The organism is Microbacterium salsuginis (genome assembly GCF_012524205.1).
In the GTDB taxonomy this organism is placed as follows: Bacteria; Actinomycetota; Actinomycetes; order Actinomycetales; family Microbacteriaceae; genus Microbacterium; species Microbacterium salsuginis.
Map to the genome: position 1 here is coordinate 542,416 of NZ_JABACI010000002.1, position 23,771 is coordinate 566,186.

Here is a 23,771-nt window from a genome sequence, read left to right on the forward strand (position 1 = left end):
CCCGACCGCACCCGGCCAGGCCCCCCGGCAGCCGGGTGCGGCGTCTTCAGGACTGCGCGATCGCGAACCCTCCCGCGGGAAGCACGATCGTGCCGCCACCCTGCATGCCGCGCTCGCGGACCAGCGCGCCCGACGCGTCGTAGACGCGCACCGACAGCGGCGTCGGCGACTCCCCGATGCGCACCGGCTGCGGCCGGTCGATCGTCGAGTGCACCAGCTCGGTGCTGCCCTCGCCGCTGAGCACCAGGCGTGACACGGCGGGCCGAACGATGAGCGCGTCGAGCATCAGGGAGCCGCCGACCGCGTCGACCCGCACGGTCGTCGCACCGGCGGGCACATCGCGCTCGACGGAATGCGGCAGCAGCACGCCCGGGCTCGGCGAGATCCCCTGGTCCGGGCCGACGATGTCGAGGTCTCCGAGCGGGCGGTGTCCGGTGCGCCACGTCGACGAGCTCTCGGCACCGGGCTCCGACCACACCACCGGCTCGATCGAGCGATCCACCGAAGCGGCGCCGAGGTCGAACACGGCGTGCGTGCCCGCGGTCAGGGTGAGCGCACCGCCCGACCAGAGCGACTCGCCCGTCCACGGCACGGGTGCCGACACGACGCCCGTGGTGTCGACCGAGGATTCCGCCTCGACCAGGCTCAGCCCGTCGCGCGCCGACACCGTCGCGATCGTCGTGGCGCGCACAGCGAGGTCGGGCCGCGCGTCCAGCGCCAGCATCGTGAGCAGTCCGTGGATCGTGCTCTCGGCTCCGCTGTTGCGGTTGACGCCGCCGTCCGGCTGGATGCCGTCGAACGTCACGCCGGTGGCGGGGTCGTACATCGGCGTGCCGGCCGGGTTGGCGCCGAAGAACCATGCCGCCTGCATGGCAGCGAGGTCGGCGAACCCGGTCGAGCCCGTCGCGTCGGCCACCGCGACCAGCGACTGCACGCGCGAGTCCGCACCGTATGCGATCTGCACGCGATCGGCAGGCGTCGGGAACCATCCGTTGTCGGGGCCTCCCGCGGTCAGCAGCGTCGTCGTGAACAGCGCCGCGTCGCGCGCCGCTGGTTCGGCGAGCGCCGGGTCCTCGAGGACGACGGATGCCGCCGCCAGTGCCGCCGGCATCTGCGAGCCCCATCCGTGCCACATGCTGCGCGACTGCGCCCAGGGCAGCACCGCACCGTACGGCCACGAGCCCACGTCGCCGGCCGACATGGCGGCGATCCCCTCTGCCAGCTTGCGCAGAGCGTCGGCCGCGGCGGCGTCGTCCGGCATGGCGCGCACGCGCGCCGCGAGTCCGAGCACGGCCTCGGCCGAGGCATCCGCCCCGTCCACGATCAGCCACGCCGGCACGCGCATGCCGTCCGATTCCGCCCACTCGCCGTACCGCGACAGCACCTGCCGGTCGATCGCCGCGACGGCGAGCCCCAGGCGGTCTTCGAGGAAGGCGGCGAACTCGGGGTCGGCGTCCTGGAAGGCCGCATAGCCCTCGCCGAAGGCCCACACCGTCCGCGCGAGCCAATAGCTCGGCCCGGAATCCGACGGGTCGGGCAGCTCGACCGGCTCGGCCGACGGGTTCAACGTGCCGTCGGGCTGCATCCACAGCACGACGTTGCCGGCGTTCGGCCCGTCGGCCGTCTGCAGGTAGGCGAGGCTGCGCAGCAGCTCGTACGCGGTGTCACGGCTCGTCTCGGCATCCGTCTGCTGCCAGTGCCGCAGGTACACGACGGCGGCGCGCGAGATGTCGTCGGCGTTGTAGGCGCCCTGCCCCCAGTGACCGGTCGCCGGGTCGAGCGGACCGCCGCCGACCCGCTCGAATGTGCCACCGGGTCGCGCGTCGGCGTATGTCCACGGCATCACGAGCGACGGCTCCGCATCGAGGCGGTAGGTCGTGTGCCCCGGCACATCCGCCGGGGGCGTCGCCTCGTCGAGAAGGAACTCGAGATGCGCGAGCTCCGTCAGCGGGGCGACGGATGCCGCAGCCGGCGACTGCGCGTGTACAGGCGCTGCGGCGGCGGGCGCGGCCACCGCGAGCGCCGACGCGAGTGCGACGGCGGCGGACGCCGCCATCACGCGTGCACCCCGTCGTGCGTGCGTGTTCATGGGATTCTCGATCCTTTCTCAGCCGGCGTCGGTGCGCTCCAGGAGCGCGACGCCGATCTTGGAATCGGCCATGCCGTAGAAGACGAACAGGCGGCCGTCGACCTCTTCGATCGCCGTCGGGAAGACGACGTTGGGGACGATGCCGCTGCGCTCGTCCTCGGTCTCGGGCGCGAGCAGCGGCTCGGGGGTGCGTGCGATCACGCGGGACGGATCGGCGGCATCCAGCAGGAGGGCGCCCGCGGCGTAGTTGACGCGCTGCTGCTGCGCGAACGCATTGTCGATGACACCGGTCACCCCGTGATGCAGCACGAGCCAGCCTTCGGGCACCCGCAGCGGCGGCGGGCCACCGCCGATCTTGACGTCCTCGAACGGATACTCGGGGCCGGCCACGAACCGATGCTGCTCCCACAGGACGAGGTTCGAGAGGTCCTCGTGCACCGCCGCGAGCGGCACGTAGCTGATCCAGATGGATTGGCGCGGGTCCTCGATCCCTGCGGGCAGACGGACGCCCTGCCCGGGCTTGGTCTCGCTGAGATCCCACATGGGCCGGTGCAGCACCGCCAGTGCCTCGGTGCCGTCCGGGGCCGTCACGGGCTCGGGGAAGAACACCGTGTCCTTGTTGTGGAAGAGGTTCAGGTCCATGTCGAGCTCGTCCTGGTACCGGAACAGTGCCGGTCCCAGACGCCGCCACTCGCGCAGGTCGTCCGACACGGCGATCGCCGTGCGCGGTCCGAGCGGCCCATAGGCGACGTAGGTCATGACGTGCAGGCTCAGCGCGTCGATCCAGGTCGTGCGCGGGTCCTCGACACCGGCGTTGCCGGCGCCGCGCTCCCAGCCGCGGTCGGGCTCGAGCACCACGCCCTCGCGCTCGACAGCCACCGGGACGCCGTCTTCGACGACGACGCGCGCGAGCCCCACGCGCGAGACGTTCCCCTCGGCGACGAGGCGCGGCAGCAGGTACAGCTCGCCGTCCGGACCCCGCCCGGAGGCGGGATTGAGCACGCCCTCGGCTTCGTTCGGATCGCCGGGCTGCGGCGTCATCACGACGCCCATCCGGGTCAGCCGGTACGGGATCGAGGGGGTTGTTCCGGGCATGGTCATCCTTTCACTCCGGATCCGAGGTCGTTGCTGGTGAAATACCGCTGGAAGACGATGAACAGGGTCACCGCCGGGATCGCCAGCACGACGGCGCCGGCCATCATGGCGCCGAACGGGTTGGCGGTGGAGGCGGCGATGTTCGAGATGAAGTTCGCCAGCGAGACGGCGAGCGGCTGCATCGATGCCTCCTTGGTGATGAGGAACGGCCACAGGAACTCGTTCCACGGCCCGATGAAGGTCAGCAGCACGGCGGTCAGCAGCGCCGGACGAACGAGGGGCAGGGCGACGCTCCACAGCAGCCGGAACTCCCCCGCACCGTCGATGCGGGCCGCTGAGAACAGATCCTGCGGGAGCTGCAGGAAGTACTGCCGGAAGATCACGACAGCCGTCGAGTTGATGAAGAACGGCACGATCATGCCGACGTACGTGTCGGACAGTCCGTAGTCCCGTGCGATCAGCACGTACAGCGGGATCATGAGCAGCTGGAACGGCACGACCTGCACCAGCAGCGCGAGCGCGAACGTCGCGCTGCGCCCTCGCCACTGCAGGACCGCGAGCGCGTAGCCGGCGAGGACGCCGAACACGACGGTTCCGAGCAGCACGCCCCCGGTGAAGATCCCCGAGTTGAGCAGCCCCTGGAACAGGTTGATCCGCTCGTTGATCGCGACGTAGTTGTCCAGCGTGAGGTTGGAAGGGTCGGGGAACGCGCCGGCCACGGTCGTGTCGACGTCGGTCTGCAGCGACCCGATCACCATGTAGTAGAAGGGGAACAGGAACGCCAGCGCGCCCAGGCTCAACACCACGTAGAGCGCGACCTTGCTTCCGAGTGCGCGCCTCATGTCTCGTCACCTCCCACGAACCGGCGCTGCAGCCACGCGATCACGAGCACGAAGAGGATCAGGATCACGCCGATCGCGGCGGCCACGTCGGGGTTGCCCTGCTCGATCCCGCGCTGATAGATCAGCAGCACCGGCGACGTCGAGGCGCCGTTCGGGCCGCCGCCGCCGGTCAGCAGGTAGGGCTCGGTGAAGAGGTTGGCGCCCGTGATCGTCGACAGCAGCACCACCAGGAGCGTCGCCGGGCGCACGCCCGGGACCGTGACCGAGAAGAACTGCCGGATGCGGCCACCCCCGTCCGTCGAGACCGATTCGTACAGCTCTTTCGGCACGTTCTGCAGCGCCGCGAGGTAGAGCAGGATGTAGAACCCGAGGCCCTTCCACGTGACGAAGAGCGCGATCGTCGGCATGGCGAGGGCGCTGTTGATGAGCCAGGACGGCTGCGGGGCGAGCGGACCGAGGACGTTGTTGACCAGGCCGTTGCTCGAGAAGAGGAACAGCCACACCGCGACGACCGCGACCGACGCCGTCACGTACGGCACGTAGTAGCTCACGCGGAAGAACGTGCGGGCGTGCACGACGCTGTTCAACGCGGTCGCCAGGACGATCGACAGCACGACGGTGAGGGGCACATTGATCAGCAGGAAGACGCCGACGTTACCGAACGACTGCCATACGTCCGGATCGGTGAGCACCTCGACGTAGTTCTCGAACCCGACGAACGGCCGCTCGACGTCGGCTCCCGGTGCGGCGAAGAAGTAGTCCTGGAACGACATCCACACCGCGAAGACGATCGGCCACGCGAACACCAGGATCACGAACACCAGATACGGCGCCGAGAACAGGATGCCGAGGGGCTGTGCACCCAGGATCCGTCGACGCGTGCGCCGCTCCGGCTGCGCCGGCGCCGCGGCGGGCGCGGCCGACCCGGCGCGGTCCGGGTCGTCCCCGGTCCGTCCGGGCGGCCCCGCCACCGTCGCGCTCATGTCAGCCCGCCGCCAGTTCGTCGACCTCGGCTGCGGTGTCGGAGAGGAAGGCGTCGATCTCCGTCTCGCCGAAGATCACCGACTCCGAGTAGCCGTCGCGGAACACCTGCCAGATCTCGACCGAGTTCGGCACGTTGGGCACCTCGACGGTGCGCGAGGTCTGGTCTCCGAACTGCTCGTAGGCGGGGTTCGCCGCGAAGTAGTCCGCGTACGTCTCGGTGAGGTTCGCACGCATCGGCATCTGCCCCGTCTCTTCGAGCCAGATCCCGTCCTGCTCCTCGCTGGTGGCGAACTTGAGCACATCCCACGCCGTCGCCTTGTTGTCGCACGCCGTGAACAGGCCGACGTTCTTGGCGTCGCTGAACGTCCACGTCTCCTCGGGGGCGGTGCCCTCCTGCGTCGGCACCGGGACGGCGCCCCAGTTCACGTCCTCGCCGTAGACGTCGATCGCCCACGGCCCGACGATCGCCATCGCGGCGTAGCCGTCGGCGAACGCGTCGCCCTGGTACTGCTCCTGCCCGGCCAGCTGCTCCTCATAGAGCGTGCGCCAGAACTCCGCGACAACCTGCCCGTCCTCGGAGTCGAACGTGGCCGCGCCGTCTTCGACGAGCAGCGTGCCGCCGGTCTGCGCGGCGTACAGCGGATAGAAGTCGAACCAGGACTGGAAGAACTCGCTCGTCGGCGCGGGGTTGATCGCATACGAGGCGACACCGGCCGCCTTGAGCGCCCGCGCGGTCTCGAGGAACTCGTCGTAGGTGGCCAGCGGCGGGTTCTCGGCGTCCAGTACCGCCTGGGCGAACATGTCCTTGTTGTAGAAGATCATGACCGGGTTGGACTTCCACGGCAGCTGGTAGAAGCCGCCGTCTTCGGACCGGTACTGCTCGGCGACTTCTCCTGACCGCTCGGTGATGTAGTCGTCGCCGTCCTCGAACTCCGACAGGTTGACCAGTCCGCCCTGCTTCTGGAACCCCGGCACCGCGGCGGGCGAGGTGTTGAAGATCAGGCACGGGGCGTTTCCGGCGGTGATCGCAGCGCCGATCACCTCTTCGCTCGATGCGCCCGCGGGGATCTCCTGTGCCTTGATCTGCTCGTCGGGGTTCTCGGCGTTCCACGCCTCGACCATCTGCTCACCCCACGCGATCTCGGCCTCGTTGTTCGAATACCAGATGGTGATCTCGCCGCGGCTGTCCATGCCGGCGTCGCCACCGCCGCCACCACCGCCGCCGCAGGCCGTCAGGGCCAGGACACCTGCCACGGCTCCCGCCGCCAGGATCATGCGTCGTCGCATCTCGTGCTCCTTCATCGGTCGCGGCGGTCGCCGCGAGTGTCGGTCGGCGCGGGTCCGGTGGACTCGCGCACGGTGAGGGTGGGTTCGTTCAGGCGGACGTTCACCGCGTCGTGGCCCTCGATGGCGCCGAGGAGCGTGCGGGCCGCGACGCGGCCCCACTCCCGGGCGTCGGTGGCGACGCTGGTGAGAGCCGGATTGACGTAGCGGCCGATCTCGGTGTCGTCGTAGCCGGTGATCGAGAGGTCGCCGGGGACCGACAGTCCGCGCCGGCGCGCCACGCCGAGGCCCGCGATCGCCATGTGGTCGTTGGAGTACACGATGGCGGTCGGCGGCGCGTCGCCGTCCAGCAGCGCGCCGGTCGCGGCGGCTCCTTCTGCGGCGCTGAAGTCCGTCTCGACGGAGGCGGCGACGAGGCCGAACTCGGCGGCCGCCGACTCGAACGCCTGCCGGCGGGTGCGGGCATGCAGCATCCCGTCGGGTCCTGCGATGTGGGCGATGCGACGGTGGCCGAGGTCGGACAGGTGGCGGACAGCGGCATGGATCCCCGCGCCGTCGTCGACCGATACCGACGAGAACGGCGTCTCGGCGTCGGGCACGCCCAGCGTGACCGCGGCGAGCCCGAGGCGATCGACCAGTTCGAGCCGCGGGTCGTGGGCGCGCAGGTCCGTGACGATCACGCCGTCGACCCGCTTGTCGACCGCCAGTCCGCGGTAGGTCTCCGACTCCTGCCGGCCGGGCGTCGCGACCGCGAGCACGAGCACCTGGCCCGACATCGAGAACTCGTCCTCCAGCCCGGCGATGAACGAGTGGAAGAACGGGTCCGCCGCGATGACGTCCGGGCTGCGCCCGAGCACCAGGCCGCACGCGAACGAGCGGCCGGTACTGAGGGAGCGCGCACGCAGACTCGGGGTCCAGCCGAGCTCGCGCGCAACCTCGAGGATACGCGCACGCGTCTCGGCCGAGACGCCCGGGCGGTCGTTGAGCGCGAACGAGACGAGCCCTTTGCTGACCCCCGCCTCACGGGCGACGTCGGTGATCGTCGGCGGCTGCTGTGGCATGAGTCTCCCTGTACTAAACCGGTTCAGACTCTAAAGCGGTTTAGCTCCTGCGCGCAACACCCTTGTCTTCATGAGACTGAGGTGGTAGAAGCGCCTCAGTCTCGCGGGGGCAGCTCGATCGGCTCGGTGCGCGCCTCGTCCAACGAGGGGGCCGGCTCGCCGCGCGCCTCGTCGACCGCCGGGCCGGGCTCCTCCGTCGACACGAACGGGGACGGATGCCGCTCCTCGGCGTCGGGGCGAGGAGCACCCGCGATCAGTCCGCTCAGGCGCGCGTCGACGTCCGCAGCCTCGAGGTCGGTCGCGACGCCGACCGTCCGTGACGCGCCGAGGCTCGACCGCCGGCCCCGCGGCGAGAGCAGCAGGATCGCGGCACCGACGAACACCTCGAGAGCAACGGCGAGGGCGAGGGGTCCGGGATCGGGGCCGAACGTCGAGAGCTTGCCCGGCCCGAGCGAGCCGGCTGCGGCGAACGCGAGGAGAGCCGCCGCGGATGCGGCCAGGACGGCGATGGCGGCCGCGGCCACCAGTCGCGCACCGATCGGATCGTCCGTCGCCGGCGCACCGCCGTCGCCCGCATGGACGAGGCGGGAGCGGGCGATCCATCCCGCCAAGGCCCCGAGAGCCACGGGGGCGAGAGCGAGAAGGAGCAGCCAGGACGTGGTGGAGTCGGGCACCGCGCCGAGCATCGGGATGCCGGGCACGACGCCCACCTGCGTCGCCGCGGGCGAGACCGCTGTGCCCTCGCCTACGGCGAAGCCCGGTCCCGCGACGAAGGCGAGCCCCCACACGGCGAGTGTCGGAAGGTACGCCAGCTGCACGAGCGTGAGAACCGCCGCACCGGCGGCATCGACGTTGCCGGCCTGGAACAGCGCGACCACGTGCCCCGCCCGCGTGAAGAGGGCGACCGCGGTCACGGCCGCTCCGAGTCCGATGAGCCCCGTCACCACGACGGCCGAGCCGCGCACGACGACACCCGGAACGTCGCCCCAGCCGTTCGGCGCCGCCTCGACACGGTCGCGCAGCCTCGCCACGGCACCGCCGCCGGCCTCGCGCCATTCCGTGATGAGCGCTGCCACGACGGCGGGAACCGCGAACAGCAGGGTCGGCACGAGGACGGCCTGCCACGTCGGAGCGGTCGCGATGGGGTTCTGCGCGGTCAGGGCGGCCCCGGAGGCGAGGGCGGCGAAGACCACGGTCGCGGTGGCGACGCCGGTCAGCCACGCGTCCGCCCGCGAGGCGCGCACGCCCGAGCGCGCCGCGAAGATGACGGTGAATCCGGCGAACGCGAGGGGCGAGAGCGACAGGACGAAGGATGCCGCCTCCCCGTCGATCCCCGTCGCGGCGAGGTACTCCGGGGGCAGTTCGATCGCGAGCGGCACCAGGTTGCCGAGCTGCCACACCGTGACGCCGGCGGGCCAGATGGCACCCCAGTCGGCTGCGCCGCCGAAGCCGAACACCCACAGCAGGGTCAACGGCGCGAGGGTCGCCGCGAGGCCGACGGCCACCGCGAGGGCGGCGTCGACGGTGGCGAGGAGGGCGACGATGAGGCGATTCATGCGCCATCGACCCTACTTCGACCCGCGGCGGCCTTCGGGCTGACCGCGCGGGTGGCTGCGGCATCCGTTCAGCTGATCCCCAGGTTCGCGCGCGAGGCGCTAACGTCGTCGTCGGAGGTCATTCATGAGCACAGCCCCGTCCACCGCGCCCGGTACGCCCGAATCCCCTGACACCGCCGATCCCGGCGAGACGCGGGAACCCAAGAACGGCTTCGATCGGTTCTTCGAGATCACCCGGCGCGGGTCGACGGTGGGCACCGAGGTGCGCGGCGGCGTCGTGACCTTCGTGACGATGGCCTACATCGTCATCCTGAACCCGATCATCCTCTCGGGTGCGGCCGACGTCGACGGCAACAGCCTCGGCTTCGGTCAGGTGGCCGCGACGACGGCACTGACCGCGGGCGTGATGACAGTGCTCTTCGGGCTCGTGACGCGCCTGCCGTTCGCGTTCGCGGCCGGTCTGGGCATCAACTCGTTCCTCGCGGTCTCGGTCGTCGGTCAGGTGACCTGGCCCGAGGCGATGGGCCTCGTCGTGATCAACGGCCTCATCATCGTGCTGCTGGCGGCGACCGGACTGCGGCGCATGATCTTCGACGCGGTGCCGATCCAGCTGAAGCTCGCGATCACGGTGGGCATCGGCCTGTTCATCGCCTTCATCGGCTTCGTCGACGCCGGCTTCGTCACCGCCACGGGAGCGTCCTCTCCCCCGGTCGGCCTCGGTGTGAACGGATCGGTCGGCACCGTACCGACCCTCATCTTCGTCTTCACCCTGCTGCTCACCGGCATCCTCGTGGCGCGCAAGGTCAAGGGCGGCATCCTGATCGGGCTCGTCTCGGGAACCGTGGTGGCGGTCATCGTCGAGGCGATCTGGAACATCGGGCCGAAGTTCGACGGCGACGAGGTCAACCCCGGCGGCTGGGGCCTGTCGGTGCCCGAGCTGCCCGCCTCGCTCGTGAGCGTGCCCGACCTCTCGCTCGTCGGCCAGATCTCGTTCGGCTCGTTCGAGCGCATCGGCGTGCTCGCCGCCCTGATGCTCGTGTTCACGCTCGTCTTCACGAACTTCTTCGACGCGATGGGCACCATGACGGGCCTGTCGAAGGAGGCGGGCCTCGCCGACGCCAAGGGCGACTTCCCGCGGATCAAGTCGGCGCTGATCGTCGAGGGTGTCGGCGCGGTCGCCGGTGGTTTCACCTCGAGCTCGTCCAACACGGTGTTCATCGAATCCGGCTCGGGCATCGGCGAGGGCGCGCGCACGGGCTTCGCGAACGTCATCACCGGCGCGCTGTTCCTCGTGGCGATGTTCTTCTCCCCGCTCGTGTCGATCGTGCCGTCCGAGGTCGCCGCCTCGGCGCTGGTCATCGTGGGCGCGCTGATGATGTCGCAGATCCGCTACATCGACTTCTCGGACTTCTCGATCCTGCTGCCGGTCTTCCTCGCAGTGACCGTGATGCCGCTCACCTACTCGATCGCGAACGGCATCGGCGCGGGGTTCATCGCATGGGTCGTGGTGCGATCCCTGTCGGGCAAGGCCCGCGAGATCAGCCCATTGCTGTGGATCGTCGCCGCCGGCTTCGTCCTGTACTTCGCGCGCGGCCCGGTCGAGGCCCTGCTCGGCTGAGGTCCCTCGCCCTTCGGGCGGCGCAACACGCGGCGACGCCCGCAGCATGCTGCGTGTCGTGACACCCCCACATCGACGGATGCCCCGGCTCGGGCGATCAGCGGCGCGGAGTCCATCCCGGCGGGGTCGGGCCGTCGTACGACGCACGCTCGGCGTCGGCGCGCGCCGACCAGCCCTGGGCCTCGTCGACCGCATCGAATCCGCCGCGTGCGACGCGGAGACCGACGTCGTCGTGGTGCATGCGGGGTGCGCCACCACGACGCGTGGACGCCCGTACGCTCCACGCGTCGTCGGCGAAGCCGCCGCCCCGGAAGACGCGGTAGTCGCCATAGCGCGCCGGATCGAGCAGGTCCCAGCACCATTCCCACACATTGCCGAGCGTGTCGAAGAGCCCGTTCAGATTGGGCAGCTTGGCTCCGACGTCCTGCGGTGATGTGACCCCGTCAGCGCTCGTCCACGCGACCTCCGCGAGCGGGCCGTAGTGCGGGCCGGTCGATCCCGCGCGGCACGCGAACTCCCACTCCGCCTCGGTCGGCAGGCGAAACCCGTCGGCGTCGACGTGCCACGTGACCTCGTCTCCCTCGAACGTGTAGGCGGGATCCAGCCCCTCCCACTCCGAGGCGGCATTGCAGAAGCGGATCGCGCGCAGCCAGCTGAGGTCGGTCGCCGGGCGACGCGGGTGGCTCGCCGTCTCCCCCAGCAGCTCGCCCAGCTGCCCCTGCGTGACGGGGTACACGCCGATCTCGAACGTCTCGAGCTCGACGCTCCAGCGGCGCTCGCGTCGCGCATCGTGCAGCGCGACGGTCCCCGCGGGAATCCGGGCGAGTTCGATATCGGTCATCCGGGGAAGTATGCCAGGCGGGCGTGCCCGTCGGAGTCAGGGGCCGCGACGCCAGGCACCGGACGCGGGAAGATCGCCGCCGAACAGCTGCCGGACGGTGACGAGCGTGAACCCTCGATCGAGCAGCCCGTCGAAGATCGTCGCGGCCACGCGCTCCGTGCCGGGATGGACGTCGTGCATGAGCACGATCGATCCGGCACGGGGCTGCTCCACGGCACGCATGACGAGCGTCTCGTCGGATGGTCTCTGCCAGTCGAGGGTGTCGACGTCCCACAGGATCGCCGGCAGGCCTGCGGCCGCGAGGACCGCGGCATCGTATTCGCCGTACGGTGGGCGGAAACTGTCGATCCGCTGGCCCGAGGCGGCCTCGAGGGCCCGCGACGTGTCGCCGATCTGAGCCGACACCTGCGCGGGTGTCAGCTTCGGCAGCTGCGGATGGCTCCACGTGTGGTTCGCGACCTGGTGGCCTTCGCGCGTCATGCGTGCGAGCACCTCCCGGAATCCGTGCGCGTTCGCACCCATCGCGAAGAACGTCGCCGCCGAATCCCGTGCGGCCAGCTCGTCGAGGATCGCCGACGTCAGCCCCGACGGCCCGTCGTCGTACGTCACGGCCACGCAGGGCACGAGCGCGCAGTCGACGGCTCGCGTCCCCGCCGGGGCGAGCGCCGGACCCGCGTACGGCTGTCCCGCCGCCGCGAGCATGCGCGCGCCGAACGGAGCCACGAGCGGCGCGGCGACATCAGCCGGCACCGCGAGCACCATCGGCTCCGTGGTGGCGGGCACGCCCAGACCCGAGAGCTCGGGTGAGCTGAACCCCGCGGGGATGGTCACGACGAAGCCCCCGGCATCCGGGACCGTCGTCGCGAGCGCCGCGCTGACAGCGGCCAGCTGCGCCTCGTCACCGGGCGACGCCGGGCGCCGGCTGAGCGCGCCGGCGTCTCGCCGGAGCGCCTCGACGATGTGCGAGCCGAGCGTGGCGGCCGCGCCGTCCGTCCAGAGGGCGTCGGCCGTGACGACCTCGCCGGTGGCCGTGTCGACGTACAGGATCACCGCGGTATCGGCGGCGATCGCGTCAGGGGTTCCCGACACGACGCGCACCCTCTCACCGATGAACGGCCCCCGCGCCGCGACGATGTCGCACACCACGGCCGAACCGGCGCCGCCGGACGGCCCGAAGGCGGGATCGGCGAGCAGCTCGGCAGCGTCTCGGAAGGTGCTCCCCGCCTCGCACCTTCGTGAGGCCATCCCGGAGCCCACGGCCGACGCGACCGGTGAATAGGCGACACCGGATGCCGCGACTCGGGCGTCGATCGCGGTGCGAACGTGGTGCAGCACCGACGCGTTGAACGCCGCCGTCTGCGGCGTGTCGGGCAGCACCGACACCCGAGCCTGCACGCCGACCGCGTCGTTGCGCACTCGCACTCCGTCGAGCGCCGTCGCGAGCGGCCCGGAGGCGCCGGCATCGACGAGCGGCGGAGCCGTCGTCGTGTGCACGACGGCCGCCTCCCATGAGGGCGGCGCCCAGTCAGCGCGCGCCGCCGGGGCGCACGCCGTCAGCACGGCGGCCATCGCGGCGAGCAGGAGCACGGCCGGTCGCCGCGGGGTCACGTCCGGATGCCTTCCAGAAGGTGGGCGATGGCCGGCCGGTAGGCCGAGATGTCGCCGCCGCGCACCTCGATCACGACGCGGACGTTCGCGCCGTCCGGGCCCGCCACGACGGCGACGTATCCGCCGTCCTCGAGACCGGCGTGCATGGCGCTCATCCCCGACGCGAGCTGCTCGGTGCGAGCCGCTCCTTGCACTCCGGGCGTCGCGGAGAGGATGGCGGCGGCGTCTTCGTCCGCCGCCTCGAGCTGGGCCCTCAGCACACCGTCCGGCGTGCGTACGGCGACGGCGTCGCCCTCGTGAGTCGTCACGATCCAATCCGCCGGAACCACGACCTCGGCCTCGTCGCCGACCGGAACAGCGGTGACGCCGTCAGCCACGTCGCTCGCGAGGTTCTCGAGAACAGGCGGCAGTGCCGTCGTCACGGCCGCTACGATTCCTGCCGCGGCCAGGGCAGCGCCCAGCCACGCTGCGCCGATCTCCCAACGACGCGCGACGGATCTGCGTGAGTCCCCGGCCACACTGCCCCCTTCGGGGCGAGTCTAGGACCGGGGCGTCAATTCACCCGGCGTGGAGTGCGTTTCGGGCGATTCCGTCCGCGATTTGGCGACTCAGGTCTCCTGGGGCTCGAGCAGGAACAGCGCGATCAGCCGGTCGGTGCGCTTCTGATAGTTGTCGTAGTCGGGCCACACCGCGGTCGCGCGCACCCACCACTCGCCGCGCTCGTCGCCTGACAGCTCGCGTGCCGTGTAGTCGCGCTTGTCGGCGCCGTCCTGCAGCTCGACGTGCGGCTGGCGCCGCATGTTCTCGGCCCACTTCGGCTCGGCCGGCGCGCCGCCGTGCGATGCCACGACGACGTATCGGCCGTCGTGCTCGACGCGCATGAGCGCCGTCTTGCGCAGGGCGCCCGTCTTCGCGCCGACGGTCGTGAGCACGATGATCGGCACTCCGCGCAGGGTGTTGGACTTCTGCCCGTTCGAGGCCTCGTACTTCTCGGCCTGGGTGCGGGCCCACTCGGACGTGGACGGCTTGTATTCTCCGGTCAGCGGCATGCGTCCACGATACGACGCCCCGCGGGCGAGCTCGGCGCGCGCTCTAGTGTCGAGGTATGCCCAACATCAGAGTCGAGCTTCTCCCCGGTCGCACGGTCGATCAGCGCCGCCGCTTCGCCGAGGAGGTCACGCGCGCCGCTGTCGAGGCGCTCGGCGCCCGCCGGCAGGATGTGCGGATCATGTTCGAAGAGGTCGCGGCCGACCATGTCGCCAACGGCGGTGTGCTGGCCAGCGAGGACGAGACCCGCGCGGGTGTGCTGTCGAAGCTGGCCGGAAGCGGCGGATGACGGCACGTCGGGCGGATTCGAGAAGGGGCGGATGCCGAACCTGTGGCTGCGGCATCCGCCCCTCGAGAAGCTCAGGGCCTAGAGCGCCTCGACGATCTCGCGCATGAGGGCGGCGGTCTCGGACGGCGTCTTGCCGACCTTGACGCCGGCGGCCTCGAGGGCCTCCTTCTTCGCCTGCGCGGTGCCCGCCGAGCCCGACACGATGGCGCCGGCGTGGCCCATGGTCTTGCCCTCGGGAGCCGTGAAGCCGGCGACGTAGCCGACGACCGGCTTGGTCACGTTGGCCTTGATGAAGTCGGCCGCGCGCTCTTCGGCATCGCCGCCGATCTCGCCGATCATCACGATCGCCTTGGTCTCGGGGTCGGCCTCGAACGCGGCGAGCGCATCGATGTGCGTCGTGCCGATGATCGGGTCTCCGCCGATGCCGATGGCTGTCGAGAAGCCGATGTCGCGCAGCTCGAACATCATCTGGTAGGTCAGGGTGCCCGACTTCGACACGAGGCCGATCGGTCCCTTGCCGGTGATGTTGGCCGGGGTGATACCCACGAGCGACTCGTCGGGCGTGATGATTCCGGGGCAGTTCGGCCCGATGATGCGGGTCTTGTTGCCCTTGGCGGTGGCGTAGGCCCAGGCTTCGGCGGAGTCGCCGACGGGCACGCCCTCGGTGATCACGACGAGCAGCGGGATCTCGGCATCGATGGCCTCGACCATCGCGGCCTTGGTGAACGCGGCCGGCACGAACGCGATCGACACGTCCGCTCCTGTCGCCGCGATGGCCTCTTCGACCGTGCCGAAGACGGGCAGCTCGACGCTGTTGCCGTCCTTGTCGGTGTGCAGCACCGTGGTGCCGGCCTTGCGGGCGTTCACGCCGCCGACGACGTTGGTGCCGGCCTTGAGCATGAGCGCGGTGTGCTTGGTGCCTTCGCCGCCGGTGATGCCCTGGACGATGACCTTGGAGTCCTTGTTGAGGAAGATCGACATTTCTCTACAGTCCTTTTGAAGTCCGGATGCCGGGATCAGGCGTTCGCGAGCTCGGCGGCCTTGTCGGCGCCCTCGTCCATCGTGGCGGCCAGGGTCACGAGCGGGTGGTTCGCGTCCTGGAGGATCTTGCGGCCCTCTTCGACGCGGTTGCCGTCCAGGCGCACGACGAGCGGCTTCGACGCGGTCGAGCCGAGCTCGGCGAGCGCGCCGACGATGCCCTTGGCGACGGCGTCGCACGCGGTGATGCCGCCGAAGACGTTGACGAACACGCTCTTGACCTGCGGGTCGCCGAGGATGACGTCCAGGCCCGCGGCCATGACCTCGGCCGAGGCGCCGCCGCCGATGTCGAGGAAGTTGGCGGGCTTCACACCGCCGTGGTTCTCACCTGCGTATGCGACGACGTCGAGGGTCGACATGACCAGGCCCGCGCCGTTGCCGATGATGCCGACCTGACCGTCGAGCTTGACGTAGTTGAGGTCGTTCTCCTTGGCCTTGGCCTCGAGGGGGTCGGCGGCGTCCTTGTCTTCGAGGAGCGCGTGACCGGCGTGACGGAACTCGGCGTTCTCGTCGAGGGTGACCTTGCCGTCGAGGGCGATGATGTCGCCCTCCTCGGTCAGGACGAGCGGGTTGACCTCGACGAGGGTCGCGTCCTCGCTCTTGTAGACGTTGTAGAGCTTGACGAAGACGTCGCTCACCTTGTCGACGAGCGCGGCGTCGAAGCCGGCCGCCTCGGCGATCTCGACGGCCTTGGCCTTGTCGATGCCGGTGCCCGGGTTCACGTCGATGCGAGCGAGCGCCTCAGGACGCTCGACGGCGAGCTCTTCGATCTCCATGCCGCCCTCGACGCTGCACAGGGACAGGTAGGAGCGGTTGGCACGGTCCAGCAGCACCGAGAAGTAGTACTCCTTGTCGATGCGAGCGCCCTGCGCGACCATGACGCGCTTGACGACGTGGCCCTTGATGTCGAGGCCGAGGATCGCCTTCGCGGCCTCGTACGCCTCGTCGGGCGTCTTGGCGACCTTCACGCCGCCGGCCTTGCCGCGGCCGCCGGTCTTGACCTGCGCCTTGACGACGACGACTCCGCCGATCTTCTCGGCTGCCGCCCGCACCTCCTCCGGCGTGTCCGCGACGATGCCGGCGAGAACCGGCACCTCGTACTTCTCGAAAAGGTCTCGTGCCTGGTACTCGTACAGATCCACAGTGCATTCCTTCGCAGGTGGCGAATGGGGTGGGATGACGCGAAAAGCGTCTCGACGTCGAGATATCGACCAGTGCCCCAGCCTACTACCGCCAGCTGGGCGCCTCCGACCGCAGCGACGCGCCCGCAGTCCCGCTGGGTGGGCACAACCCGCGTGCCCGACGCGCGGGTCGTCCGGCAGCGGGCGGGCGCACTAGGCTCTCCCCGAGATGTCCGACACCGTTGCCGCCCCTTCCCAGGCCGCGCCTCGCGCGGCCGTCGTGGCCACCGCGCTCGAGTTGTTCGCTGCACAGGGATTCGACCAGACCTCGGTGGAGCAGATCGCGCAGGCCGCCGGCGTCTCGCGCTCGACCTTCTTCCGCCAGTTCGGCGGCAAGGACGACGTGGTCTTCGCCGATCACGAGGTGCAGCTCGACCGCCTGCGCGAGTTCCTGGCCAAACCCCACGAGGACCCGTGGGCGGCGGTGTGCGAAGCATCCGTCCTCGTCTACACGCACTTCGTCGCCGACCCCGAGCTCGCGCGCCGGCGGTACGCCGTCGTACGTGGCGTCCCGGCGTTGCGGGATCGCGAGATCGTCACGGTCTTCCGGTACGAGCGGCTCTTCGACGAGTACCTCCGCGCGTCGCTGCCCGGGCTGGATCCGCTCGACGCCGTCGGCTTCGCGGCCCTCGTGACCGCGATCCACAACCACGTGCTGCGCAAGCTCTTGCGAGGCACCAAGAAGGTGCCGGTGTCGATCCTGCGCGCCGCCCTCGACGACGCCCGTCGCCGTTTCGGCGTCCTGCCCGAGGGGGCGGAGGCCGGCGGGGACGAGGTCGTCGTCGCCGTGTTCCCCCGCGCGATGCCCACCGCCGAGGTCGCCCGCCGCCTGCGCGAGCAGCTCGACACCTGATTTCGGAGCACCCACCTCAGGACGCCCGCAGAACGTCGGCTCGCGAACATACCGCGCGGTCGGTATGGTGGTGTCAACCCGGCACTGACGTCGGGCTCCCCCGCCACGGCAGGATGGATCGAGACGACGAGGAGGTCGGATGCTGATCACCGGAGCTGTACTCGAACGCTCGGGCGCCGAGGCGCCCTTCGCCCGGTCCCGCCCCTTCTCGGTCGGCGAGCTCGACCTGGATCCGCCCGGCCCCGGCGAGCTGCTCGTACGGATCGAGGCGGCCGGGGTCTGCCACTCCGACCTCAGCGTCGTCGACGGCAACCGCGTCCGCCCGACCCCGATGCTTCTCGGCCATGAGGCCGCGGGTGTCGTCGAGGAGGTCGGCGCCGGTGTCGCCGACCTCGCGCTCGGCACGCGGGTCGTGATGACGTTCCTCCCCCGCTGCGGCACGTGCGCCGGCTGCCGCACCGACGGCAGGCTTCCGTGCGAGCCCGGCAGCGCGGCCAACGGCGCGGGCACGCTGCTCGGCGGCGGCATCCGCCTTCATCGCGCCGGCCCGGCTGGCGGGCCGCAGGAGGTGTTCCACCACCTCGGCGTCTCGGCCTTCGCCACGCACGCGGTGGTCAGTCGCGCCTCGGTCGTGCCGGTGGACGACGACGTGCCCGCCGAGATCGCGGCGCTCCTCGGCTGCGCGGTGCTCACGGGCGGCGGCGCGGTCATCAACGCCGGTCGTCCGGCACCGGGCGAGCCGGTGGTCGTCGTGGGACTCGGCGGCGTCGGCATGGCCGCGCTGCTGGTCGCTGTCGCCCAGGGGCACGAGGTCATCGGCGTCGACATGGTGCCCGGCAAGCTCGACCTGGCGCGGGACTGCGGAGCCGCGCAGGCGCTGACTCCTGACGAAGCCGCGGACCGTGGCATCCGGGCCGCCGTCGTCATCGAAGCGGCCGGGGCGGTGCGCGCGTTCGAGACCGCGCTCGCCCTCACCGCCCCCGGCGGCACGACCGTGACGGTGGGGCTGCCGGCGCCCGACGCCCGCGCCGCGGTGTCGCCTCTCCTGCTCACCGCCGAGGCCCGCACCGTGGTCGGCAGCTATCTCGGATCGGCCGTGCCCAGCCGCGACATCCCCCGCTACGTCGAGCTGTGGCGCGCGGGTCGCCTGCCGCTCGAGAAGCTCGTCTCGTCCCGCATCGGCCTCGACGACCTCGACGCCGCCATGGACCGGCTCGCCGCCGGCGGCGAGCTGCGCCAGCTGATCACCTTCGAAAGGAACGACGCATGACCAGAATCGCCATCGTCACCGGAGCCGCGCGCGGCATCGGCGCCGCGACCGCCCAGCGCCTCGCCGCCGACGGCAACGCCGTCGCGGTGCTCGATCTCGAAGAGTCGGCGTGCGCCGACACGGTGGCGGCGATCACGGATGCCGGGGCCCGGGCTCTCGCCGTGGGCGCCGACGTGTCGGACGCGGCGTCGGTCGAGCGGGCCGTCGCCCGTGTCGCCGAGGAGCTCGGTGCGCCGACGATCCTCGTCAACAACGCCGGGATCATCCGCGACAATCTGCTGTTCAAGATGACGGAAGAGGACTGGGATGCCGTGATGTCGGTGCACCTGCGCGGCGCATTCCTCATGACGCGGGCCGTACAGGAGCACCAGGTGAAGGAGGGGTGGGGCCGCATCGTCAACCTCTCGTCCACGTCTGCCCTCGGCAATCGCGGGCAGGCCAACTACGCCGCTGCGAAGGCCGGTATGCAGGGCTTCACCAAGACTCTCGCCCTCGAGCTCGGCCGCTACGGCGTCACGGCGAACGCGATCGCCCCGGGCTTCATCGTCACCGACATGACGCGGGCGACCGCGGAGCGTCTGGGCGTCTCGTTCGACGATTTCATCGCCGCTCGGGCCGCGGAGGTCCCGGTGCAGCGTGCGGGGTATCCCGACGACATCGCGGCGGCAGCATCCTTCTTCTGTTCCGAGGAGGCCGGCTTCGTCTCGGGCCAGGTGCTGTACGTGGCAGGCGGTCCGCGCGCATGAGCATCGTCCTCGACTCGCCCGCCGCGCTGACGGGTGCCGTGGGCAGCAGTGCCACCGGAGACTGGTTCTCGATCGACCAGGACCGCGTCCAGGCCTTCGCCGATGCGACCGAGGACTGGCAGTGGATCCACCTCGACGCCGAACGGGCGGCATCCGGTCCGTTCGGTGCGACGATCGCGCACGGCTACCTCACGCTGTCGCTGCTCCCCCGGCTGACGCGCGGTCTGCTGTCAGTCGAAGGCACGGCCATGGTGGTGAACTACGGGCTCGACAAGGTCCGGTTCCTGCAGCCGGTGGTGGTGGGCTCCCGCGTGCGCGCGGTGACCGAGGTGGCCTCGGCAGAGTCCAGTGCGCAGGGCTACCGCGTGGGCCTGCGCACGACGGTCGAGATCGAGGGCGCCGCCAAACCGGCCCTGGTCGCCGAGACGATCGGGCTCTTCGTCCCGCAGGTGTGAGACGAGCGGATGCCACGGCCCGCCACGTCGGTCACCGCTCGACGTCGAGGCTCTTGCGGCTTTCCCGTGCGTTGGCCTTCTGTATCGCCTCGACGAGTCCGTCCTTCGTCATCCGCGTTCGCCCGCGCACGTCGAGGCGCTTGGCCACGTCGAGCAGATGCTTCTTGGTCGCGTTGGCGTTGACGCCGCCGGCCGTGTCACCGTCGCGACTCATCGCGCCCTCGTCCGACGGCCCGCGCTCCTCCTTCTTCTCCCAGTGGTCCCCGACCTTCTCGTATTGGTGCTTCAGCGCCGAGAACGCGGTCCGATGGGCTCGCTCGCCCTCTCCGTAGGTCTCCACGGCCGAGTCGTGCGTCTCCGACCAGATGTCCTGGGCGTGCTGCGGCGACCGCTTGATCGTCGCGGGGAGCTCTTCGCGAGCAGGCATGCGCCCTCCCTACGCGGACTGAGCCGCGTGACGGCCCTCGGCGATCTCCTCGACCACCTTGGCGTTGAACGCGGGGAGGTCGTCTGGAGTACGGCTCGTGACGAGACCATCTTCGACGACGACCTCTTCGTCCACCCACGTCGCCCCCGCATTGCGCAGGTCGGTCTGCAGGCTCGGATAGCTCGTCAGGGTGCGGCCGTCGACGACCCTCGCTTCGATGAGCGTCCACGCGGCGTGGCAGATCGCCGCGACGGGCTTCTGCTGCTCGAAGAAGGCCCTCGTGAAAGCGACCGCGGCCTCGTCCATGCGCAGGTGGTCGGCGTTGACGACGCCCCCGGGCAGCACCAGCGCATGGAAGTCGTCCGCATCGGCGTCGGCCGTCACCTGGTCGACGGACTGCGTGTGGCCCTTCTTGCCCTTGATCTCGCCGGACTTCGGTGCGATGAGAACCGCAGTGGCTCCGGCATCCGTCAACGCCTGCCAAGGAGAGGTGAGTTCGCTGTCTTCGAATCCGTCGGTCGCCACGAAGGCGACGCGCTTTCCAGTCAGATCAGTCATGACTCCACGCTAGGAGCGCGGTGTCGGGTGCCCGAGGGGGTTGACAGGCTCTGCGGTGGCTTCCGAATGAGGCGAGTACGCCGGCCGCACGGCTGTGGCGCGGCGCGCTCGGTTCGGCGCGTCGCAGTCAGCCACGCGGCCGTAAAGTCGAGTCATGACCATCCCGCGTCTGACCGACGTCGCCGCGCGCGCCGGGGTGTCGCGCTCGACCGCGTCCCGGGTCCTGAACGGGTCTTCGGCCGTGAGCGACTCGGCACGCGCCGCCGTCTGGCGCGCGGCGGACGACCTGGGCTACAGCGTGGACCAGACCGCGCGCGATCTCGCCCGGCGGCGCCCGGCGCCGCGTACCCACGGGTCCGAGCCCGAGTCGCCCGGCGATCTGCTGTCCCACGAGCAGCTCGCGCGCGCGGCGGAGTTTCCCGCCGACTTCCTGTGGGGAGTCGGCACCTCGGCGCACCAGTACGACGGGAACAACTCGGCGAGCGACTACTGGGAGCTCGAGAACGCCGGGATCCCGCTCTTCGCCGAGCGCAGCGGTGACGCTCTCGACAGCTACCGTCGATGGCCGGAGGACATCAGGCTCGCCGCGTCGCTCGGGCTGACGTCCTACCGGCTCAACGTCGAGTGGGCGCGGATCGAGCCGGTGCGCGGTCAGTATTCGCTCGCGGAGCGCGAGCGGTACCGCGACATGCTGCGCCTCTGTCGCGATCACGGGCTCGAGCCGCTCGTCGTCCTGCAGCACATCACGCACCCCGCCTGGTTCACGCGCAGCGGCGGATGGACGGCACCGGAATCGAGTACGTGGTTCACCGAGTACGTACGCTTTCTCACGCCGATCCTCGAGGATGTCGGTTACGTGGCGACGATCAACGAGCCGAACATCCTGGCGACCCTCGGCGGGGTGGGAGAGCTGCTCCGGTCCCCAGATCCGGCGGGCGCGTATGCGGTGATCGCGGCGCGGCAGCCGGAACAGCGCGGTCTGCTCGGTGCCGCCACGTCGCCGGTGCCCGAGGGGCGCATCGTGGACGGCCTGGCGCGTGCGCACACGGAGGCCCGTGACGTGCTGCGCGGCGCGACGGATGCCTTGGTCGGGTGGACGGTGTCGATCCAGCCGTTCGAGCCGCAACCGGGATATGAGGCTGAGGCCGCCGAGTTGACCCGCGTGTGGGAAGACCCGTTCCTCGAAGTGTCCCGCGGCGATGACTGGGTCGGCGTGCAGTCGTACACGAGCTGGACGGTCGGTCCGCGCGGTCCCGAGGCTCCAGGCACGCGGAGGACACAGCTCGACTGGGCGTTCCGGCCCGAGTCCGTCGGCGTTGCCCTTCGCCACGCGTGGTCCGCGACCGGAGGAGTCCCCCTCCTCATCACGGAGAACGGCGTCGCGACCGCGGACGACGCGGAACGCGTCGAGTACCTCGACGGGGCGACCGCCTCGGTCGTCGGCGCCATCTCCGACGGACTCGACGTCCGTGGCTACAGCCACTGGACGTTCATCGACAACTACGAGTGGGCCTCCGGCTATGACGTCTCGTTCGGCCTCGTGTCGATCGACCGCACCACCTTCGCCCGCACACCCAAGCCGAGTGCCCGGTGGCTCGGGCAGCTCGCCCGAGCCCACCGATCCGCGCGCGGCGTTCGACCCGTCTAGCCAGACCCGTGCGAGCCGCACGCCCGCGTCCCGTCCGGGTCACATGCGCTCGAGCACCATCGCCATGCCCTGCCCGCCGCCGACGCACATCGTCTCGAGGCCGTAGCGGCCGCCGATCGCGGCGAGCCCGTTGATGAGGGTCGACGTGATGCGGGCTCCGGTCATGCCGAACGGATGCCCCACCGCGATCGCGCCGCCGTGCACGTTGAGCCGGTCGGGATCGATGCCGAGTTCGCGCGCAGACGGGATCACCTGAGCCGCGAAAGCCTCGTTGATCTCGACGAGGTCGATGTCGTCGATCGACAGTCCGGCGAGCGAGAGGGCACGACGGGATGCCTCCACCGGGCCGAGTCCCATGACCTCGGGCGAGATCCCCGAGACGCCGGTCGAGACGATGCGGGCGAGCGGCTGCAGGCCGAGCTCGTCCACGACGCGCTGCGAGACCACGACGACCGCGGCCGCGCCGTCGTTGAGCGGACAGCAGTTGCCCGCCGTCACGGTGCCGTCCGGCCGGAACACGGGATCGAGCCCGGCGAGCGCCTCGAGCGTGACGCCGGGTCGCGGGCCGTCGTCCGCGGCGACCACGGTGCCGTCGTCGAGCGTGACCGGCGTGATGTCACGGCTCCAGAAGCCGGATGCGATCGCCGCCTCGGCGCGCTGCTGCGACCTCGCCGCGAAAGCATCCTGTTCCGCTCTCGTCACCCCGTGCAGCTGCGCGACGTTCTCGGCTGTCTGGCCCATCGCGATGTACGGGTCGGGCAGGGCGCCTTCGTCGCGCGGATCCGTCCAGGTCGCCGCTCCCGACAGCGACCTGGCTGCCGTGCGCTCGAGCGCCTCGGCGAACCGTGGGTTGACGGCGCCGGGCAGGTCCGAGGCTCCCGCGTCGTAGCGCGACACCGACTCGACGCCGGCCGAGACGAAGATGTCGCCCTCACCCGCCTTGATCGCGTGGAACGCCATGCGGGTGGTCTGCAGCGACGACGAGCAGTAGCGGTTCACCGTCGTGCCGGGGACGGCGTCCCACCCGAGCAGCACCGCGACGATGCGGGCGATGTTGAACCCCTGCTCGCCCGCCGGCTGCCCGCAACCCATGAGCAGGTCGTCGATCCGTGCCGGGTCGAGGCCCGGCACCCGGTCGAGGGCGGCGGCCACCATGCGTGCGGCGAGGTCGTCGGGCCGCATGCCCGCGAGCGACCCCTTGCGGGCGCGGCCGATCGGCGAGCGGGCGGTGGCGACGATGTAGGCCTCGGTCATGTGCGGGTTCCTTCCGAATGCGGTGTC

23 protein-coding genes are annotated in these 23,771 nt (G+C 70.8%); 7 read left to right on the forward strand and 16 right to left on the reverse strand.

Annotated features, from left to right (window positions below; translation table 11 throughout):
• Nucleotides 1-46: 46 nt before the first annotated feature.
• The 7 genes from HF576_RS09585 to HF576_RS09615 all read right to left on the reverse strand — a co-directional run bounded on the left by HF576_RS09585 (nucleotide 47) and on the right by HF576_RS09615 (nucleotide 8,911).
• Nucleotides 47-2,089: a hypothetical protein gene (locus HF576_RS09585; protein WP_168912565.1), complete on the reverse strand. Its 2,043-nt coding sequence runs from the start codon at nucleotides 2,087-2,089 to the stop codon at nucleotides 47-49.
• A gap of 18 nt (nucleotides 2,090-2,107) precedes the next feature.
• On the reverse strand, nucleotides 2,108-3,190 hold the full coding sequence (locus HF576_RS09590; protein ID WP_168912566.1) for a glycoside hydrolase family 130 protein: 1,083 nt from the start codon (nucleotides 3,188-3,190) through the stop codon (nucleotides 2,108-2,110).
• Complete coding sequence (locus HF576_RS09595; RefSeq protein WP_168912567.1) at nucleotides 3,187-4,026, reverse strand: carbohydrate ABC transporter permease; 840 nt, start codon at nucleotides 4,024-4,026, stop codon at nucleotides 3,187-3,189. Before HF576_RS09595 ends, HF576_RS09590 begins: the two co-directional genes overlap by 4 nt.
• Entirely contained in the window at nucleotides 4,023-5,009 is a 987-nt protein-coding gene (locus tag HF576_RS09600) for a carbohydrate ABC transporter permease (protein ID WP_168912568.1), read from the reverse strand. Before HF576_RS09600 ends, HF576_RS09595 begins: the two co-directional genes overlap by 4 nt.
• 1 nt (nucleotide 5,010) lies before the next feature.
• On the reverse strand, nucleotides 5,011-6,297 hold the full coding sequence (locus tag HF576_RS09605; RefSeq protein WP_168912569.1) for an extracellular solute-binding protein: 1,287 nt from the start codon (nucleotides 6,295-6,297) through the stop codon (nucleotides 5,011-5,013).
• Nucleotides 6,298-6,308: 11 nt separating this feature from the next.
• Nucleotides 6,309-7,355, reverse strand: a complete 1,047-nt coding sequence (locus HF576_RS09610) for a LacI family DNA-binding transcriptional regulator (protein WP_168912570.1) — start codon at nucleotides 7,353-7,355, stop codon at nucleotides 6,309-6,311.
• A gap of 95 nt (nucleotides 7,356-7,450) precedes the next feature.
• On the reverse strand, nucleotides 7,451-8,911 hold the full coding sequence (locus tag HF576_RS09615; protein ID WP_168912571.1) for a cell division protein PerM: 1,461 nt from the start codon (nucleotides 8,909-8,911) through the stop codon (nucleotides 7,451-7,453).
• Between the two features lie 124 nt (nucleotides 8,912-9,035).
• Between HF576_RS09615 and HF576_RS09620 the strand changes: the two genes are divergently transcribed.
• Nucleotides 9,036-10,529, forward strand: a complete 1,494-nt coding sequence (locus HF576_RS09620) for an NCS2 family permease (RefSeq protein ID WP_168912572.1) — start codon at nucleotides 9,036-9,038, stop codon at nucleotides 10,527-10,529.
• Between the two features lie 97 nt (nucleotides 10,530-10,626).
• Here HF576_RS09620 and HF576_RS09625 read toward each other — a convergent pair whose 3' ends face one another.
• The 4 genes from HF576_RS09625 to HF576_RS09640 form a co-directional block, all read right to left on the reverse strand.
• A complete protein-coding gene (locus HF576_RS09625) occupies nucleotides 10,627-11,370 on the reverse strand; it encodes a formylglycine-generating enzyme family protein (RefSeq protein WP_168912573.1) in 744 nt (247 codons plus the stop codon).
• A gap of 36 nt (nucleotides 11,371-11,406) precedes the next feature.
• Entirely contained in the window at nucleotides 11,407-12,978 is a 1,572-nt protein-coding gene (locus HF576_RS20760; RefSeq protein WP_168912574.1) for a polysaccharide deacetylase family protein, read from the reverse strand.
• A complete protein-coding gene (locus tag HF576_RS09635) occupies nucleotides 12,975-13,400 on the reverse strand; it encodes a hypothetical protein (protein ID WP_168912575.1) in 426 nt (141 codons plus the stop codon). The genes HF576_RS20760 and HF576_RS09635 overlap by 4 nt, the downstream gene beginning before the upstream one ends.
• A gap of 186 nt (nucleotides 13,401-13,586) precedes the next feature.
• Nucleotides 13,587-14,027, reverse strand: coding sequence for a nitroreductase family deazaflavin-dependent oxidoreductase (locus tag HF576_RS09640; protein WP_168912576.1), 441 nt, complete (start codon nucleotides 14,025-14,027; stop codon nucleotides 13,587-13,589).
• A gap of 56 nt (nucleotides 14,028-14,083) precedes the next feature.
• Here HF576_RS09640 and HF576_RS09645 point away from each other — a divergent pair, with 56 nt between their 5' ends.
• Entirely contained in the window at nucleotides 14,084-14,314 is a 231-nt protein-coding gene (locus HF576_RS09645; protein WP_168912577.1) for a tautomerase family protein, read from the forward strand.
• Nucleotides 14,315-14,392: 78 nt separating this feature from the next.
• Here the strand turns inward: HF576_RS09645 and sucD are convergent, their stop codons facing one another.
• Together sucD and sucC are read right to left on the reverse strand one after the other, a co-directional pair.
• Nucleotides 14,393-15,295 (reverse strand): succinate--CoA ligase subunit alpha, encoded by a 903-nt coding sequence (gene sucD / locus HF576_RS09650; protein ID WP_168912578.1) that lies wholly within the window; start codon nucleotides 15,293-15,295, stop codon nucleotides 14,393-14,395.
• A 35-nt stretch (nucleotides 15,296-15,330) separates the two neighbouring features.
• The gene (sucC, locus tag HF576_RS09655; RefSeq protein ID WP_019180055.1) at nucleotides 15,331-16,494 is read right to left on the reverse strand and encodes an ADP-forming succinate--CoA ligase subunit beta; all 1,164 of its coding nucleotides are present in this window, start codon (nucleotides 16,492-16,494) and stop codon (nucleotides 15,331-15,333) included.
• 208 nt (nucleotides 16,495-16,702) lie between these two features.
• Here sucC and HF576_RS09660 point away from each other — a divergent pair, with 208 nt between their 5' ends.
• The 4 genes from HF576_RS09660 to HF576_RS09675 all read left to right on the forward strand — a co-directional run bounded on the left by HF576_RS09660 (nucleotide 16,703) and on the right by HF576_RS09675 (nucleotide 19,857).
• Nucleotides 16,703-17,386 (forward strand): TetR family transcriptional regulator, encoded by a 684-nt coding sequence (locus HF576_RS09660; protein WP_168912579.1) that lies wholly within the window; start codon nucleotides 16,703-16,705, stop codon nucleotides 17,384-17,386.
• A gap of 139 nt (nucleotides 17,387-17,525) precedes the next feature.
• Nucleotides 17,526-18,656, forward strand: a complete 1,131-nt coding sequence (locus tag HF576_RS09665) for an alcohol dehydrogenase catalytic domain-containing protein (RefSeq protein WP_168912580.1) — start codon at nucleotides 17,526-17,528, stop codon at nucleotides 18,654-18,656.
• The gene (locus HF576_RS09670) at nucleotides 18,653-19,402 is read left to right on the forward strand and encodes an SDR family oxidoreductase (protein WP_168912581.1); all 750 of its coding nucleotides are present in this window, start codon (nucleotides 18,653-18,655) and stop codon (nucleotides 19,400-19,402) included. The genes HF576_RS09665 and HF576_RS09670 overlap by 4 nt, the downstream gene beginning before the upstream one ends.
• The gene (locus HF576_RS09675) at nucleotides 19,399-19,857 is read left to right on the forward strand and encodes a MaoC family dehydratase (protein WP_168912582.1); all 459 of its coding nucleotides are present in this window, start codon (nucleotides 19,399-19,401) and stop codon (nucleotides 19,855-19,857) included. Before HF576_RS09670 ends, HF576_RS09675 begins: the two co-directional genes overlap by 4 nt.
• Nucleotides 19,858-19,888: 31 nt before the next feature.
• Here the strand turns inward: HF576_RS09675 and HF576_RS09680 are convergent, their stop codons facing one another.
• Together HF576_RS09680 and HF576_RS09685 are read right to left on the reverse strand one after the other, a co-directional pair.
• Nucleotides 19,889-20,284 carry a ChaB family protein gene (locus HF576_RS09680; RefSeq protein WP_168912583.1) on the reverse strand — a complete coding sequence of 132 codons (396 nt, stop codon included), beginning with the start codon at nucleotides 20,282-20,284 and terminating at the stop codon, nucleotides 19,889-19,891.
• A gap of 9 nt (nucleotides 20,285-20,293) precedes the next feature.
• The gene (locus HF576_RS09685) at nucleotides 20,294-20,842 is read right to left on the reverse strand and encodes a type 1 glutamine amidotransferase domain-containing protein (protein ID WP_168912584.1); all 549 of its coding nucleotides are present in this window, start codon (nucleotides 20,840-20,842) and stop codon (nucleotides 20,294-20,296) included.
• 154 nt (nucleotides 20,843-20,996) lie between these two features.
• Between HF576_RS09685 and HF576_RS09690 the strand changes: the two genes are divergently transcribed.
• On the forward strand, nucleotides 20,997-22,490 hold the full coding sequence (locus tag HF576_RS09690; protein ID WP_168912585.1) for a family 1 glycosylhydrolase: 1,494 nt from the start codon (nucleotides 20,997-20,999) through the stop codon (nucleotides 22,488-22,490).
• A 39-nt stretch (nucleotides 22,491-22,529) separates the two neighbouring features.
• Here the strand turns inward: HF576_RS09690 and HF576_RS09695 are convergent, their stop codons facing one another.
• Nucleotides 22,530-23,744 (reverse strand): acetyl-CoA C-acetyltransferase, encoded by a 1,215-nt coding sequence (locus HF576_RS09695; protein ID WP_168912586.1) that lies wholly within the window; start codon nucleotides 23,742-23,744, stop codon nucleotides 22,530-22,532.
• Nucleotides 23,745-23,771: the final 27 nt, after the last annotated feature.

Excerpts from the sequence above, each read along its gene's own strand:
- HF576_RS09625 (WP_168912573.1), bottom strand. The coding sequence starts at position 11,370 with ATGACCGATATCGAACTCGCCCGGATTCCCGCGGGGACCGTCGCGCTG.
- HF576_RS09680 (WP_168912583.1), bottom strand. The coding sequence starts at position 20,284 with ATGCCTGCTCGCGAAGAGCTCCCCGCGACGATCAAGCGGTCGCCGCAG.
- HF576_RS09620 (WP_168912572.1), top strand. The coding sequence starts at position 9,036 with ATGAGCACAGCCCCGTCCACCGCGCCCGGTACGCCCGAATCCCCTGAC.
- HF576_RS09605 (WP_168912569.1), bottom strand. The coding sequence starts at position 6,297 with ATGCGACGACGCATGATCCTGGCGGCGGGAGCCGTGGCAGGTGTCCTG.
- HF576_RS09685 (WP_168912584.1), bottom strand. The coding sequence starts at position 20,842 with ATGACTGATCTGACTGGAAAGCGCGTCGCCTTCGTGGCGACCGACGGA.
- HF576_RS09640 (WP_168912576.1), bottom strand. The coding sequence starts at position 14,027 with ATGCCGCTGACCGGAGAATACAAGCCGTCCACGTCCGAGTGGGCCCGC.
- HF576_RS09600 (WP_168912568.1), bottom strand. The coding sequence starts at position 5,009 with ATGAGCGCGACGGTGGCGGGGCCGCCCGGACGGACCGGGGACGACCCG.
- HF576_RS09690 (WP_168912585.1), top strand. The coding sequence starts at position 20,997 with ATGACCATCCCGCGTCTGACCGACGTCGCCGCGCGCGCCGGGGTGTCG.
- HF576_RS09615 (WP_168912571.1), bottom strand. The coding sequence starts at position 8,911 with ATGAATCGCCTCATCGTCGCCCTCCTCGCCACCGTCGACGCCGCCCTC.
- HF576_RS09665 (WP_168912580.1), top strand. The coding sequence starts at position 17,526 with ATGCTGATCACCGGAGCTGTACTCGAACGCTCGGGCGCCGAGGCGCCC.
- HF576_RS09660 (WP_168912579.1), top strand. The coding sequence starts at position 16,703 with ATGTCCGACACCGTTGCCGCCCCTTCCCAGGCCGCGCCTCGCGCGGCC.
- HF576_RS09645 (WP_168912577.1), top strand. The coding sequence starts at position 14,084 with ATGCCCAACATCAGAGTCGAGCTTCTCCCCGGTCGCACGGTCGATCAG.
- HF576_RS09610 (WP_168912570.1), bottom strand. The coding sequence starts at position 7,355 with ATGCCACAGCAGCCGCCGACGATCACCGACGTCGCCCGTGAGGCGGGG.
- sucD (WP_168912578.1), bottom strand. The coding sequence starts at position 15,295 with ATGTCGATCTTCCTCAACAAGGACTCCAAGGTCATCGTCCAGGGCATC.
- HF576_RS09585 (WP_168912565.1), bottom strand. The coding sequence starts at position 2,089 with ATGAACACGCACGCACGACGGGGTGCACGCGTGATGGCGGCGTCCGCC.
- HF576_RS09670 (WP_168912581.1), top strand. The coding sequence starts at position 18,653 with ATGACCAGAATCGCCATCGTCACCGGAGCCGCGCGCGGCATCGGCGCC.
- HF576_RS09675 (WP_168912582.1), top strand. The coding sequence starts at position 19,399 with ATGAGCATCGTCCTCGACTCGCCCGCCGCGCTGACGGGTGCCGTGGGC.
- HF576_RS09695 (WP_168912586.1), bottom strand. The coding sequence starts at position 23,744 with ATGACCGAGGCCTACATCGTCGCCACCGCCCGCTCGCCGATCGGCCGC.
- HF576_RS09595 (WP_168912567.1), bottom strand. The coding sequence starts at position 4,026 with ATGAGGCGCGCACTCGGAAGCAAGGTCGCGCTCTACGTGGTGTTGAGC.
- HF576_RS09590 (WP_168912566.1), bottom strand. The coding sequence starts at position 3,190 with ATGACCATGCCCGGAACAACCCCCTCGATCCCGTACCGGCTGACCCGG.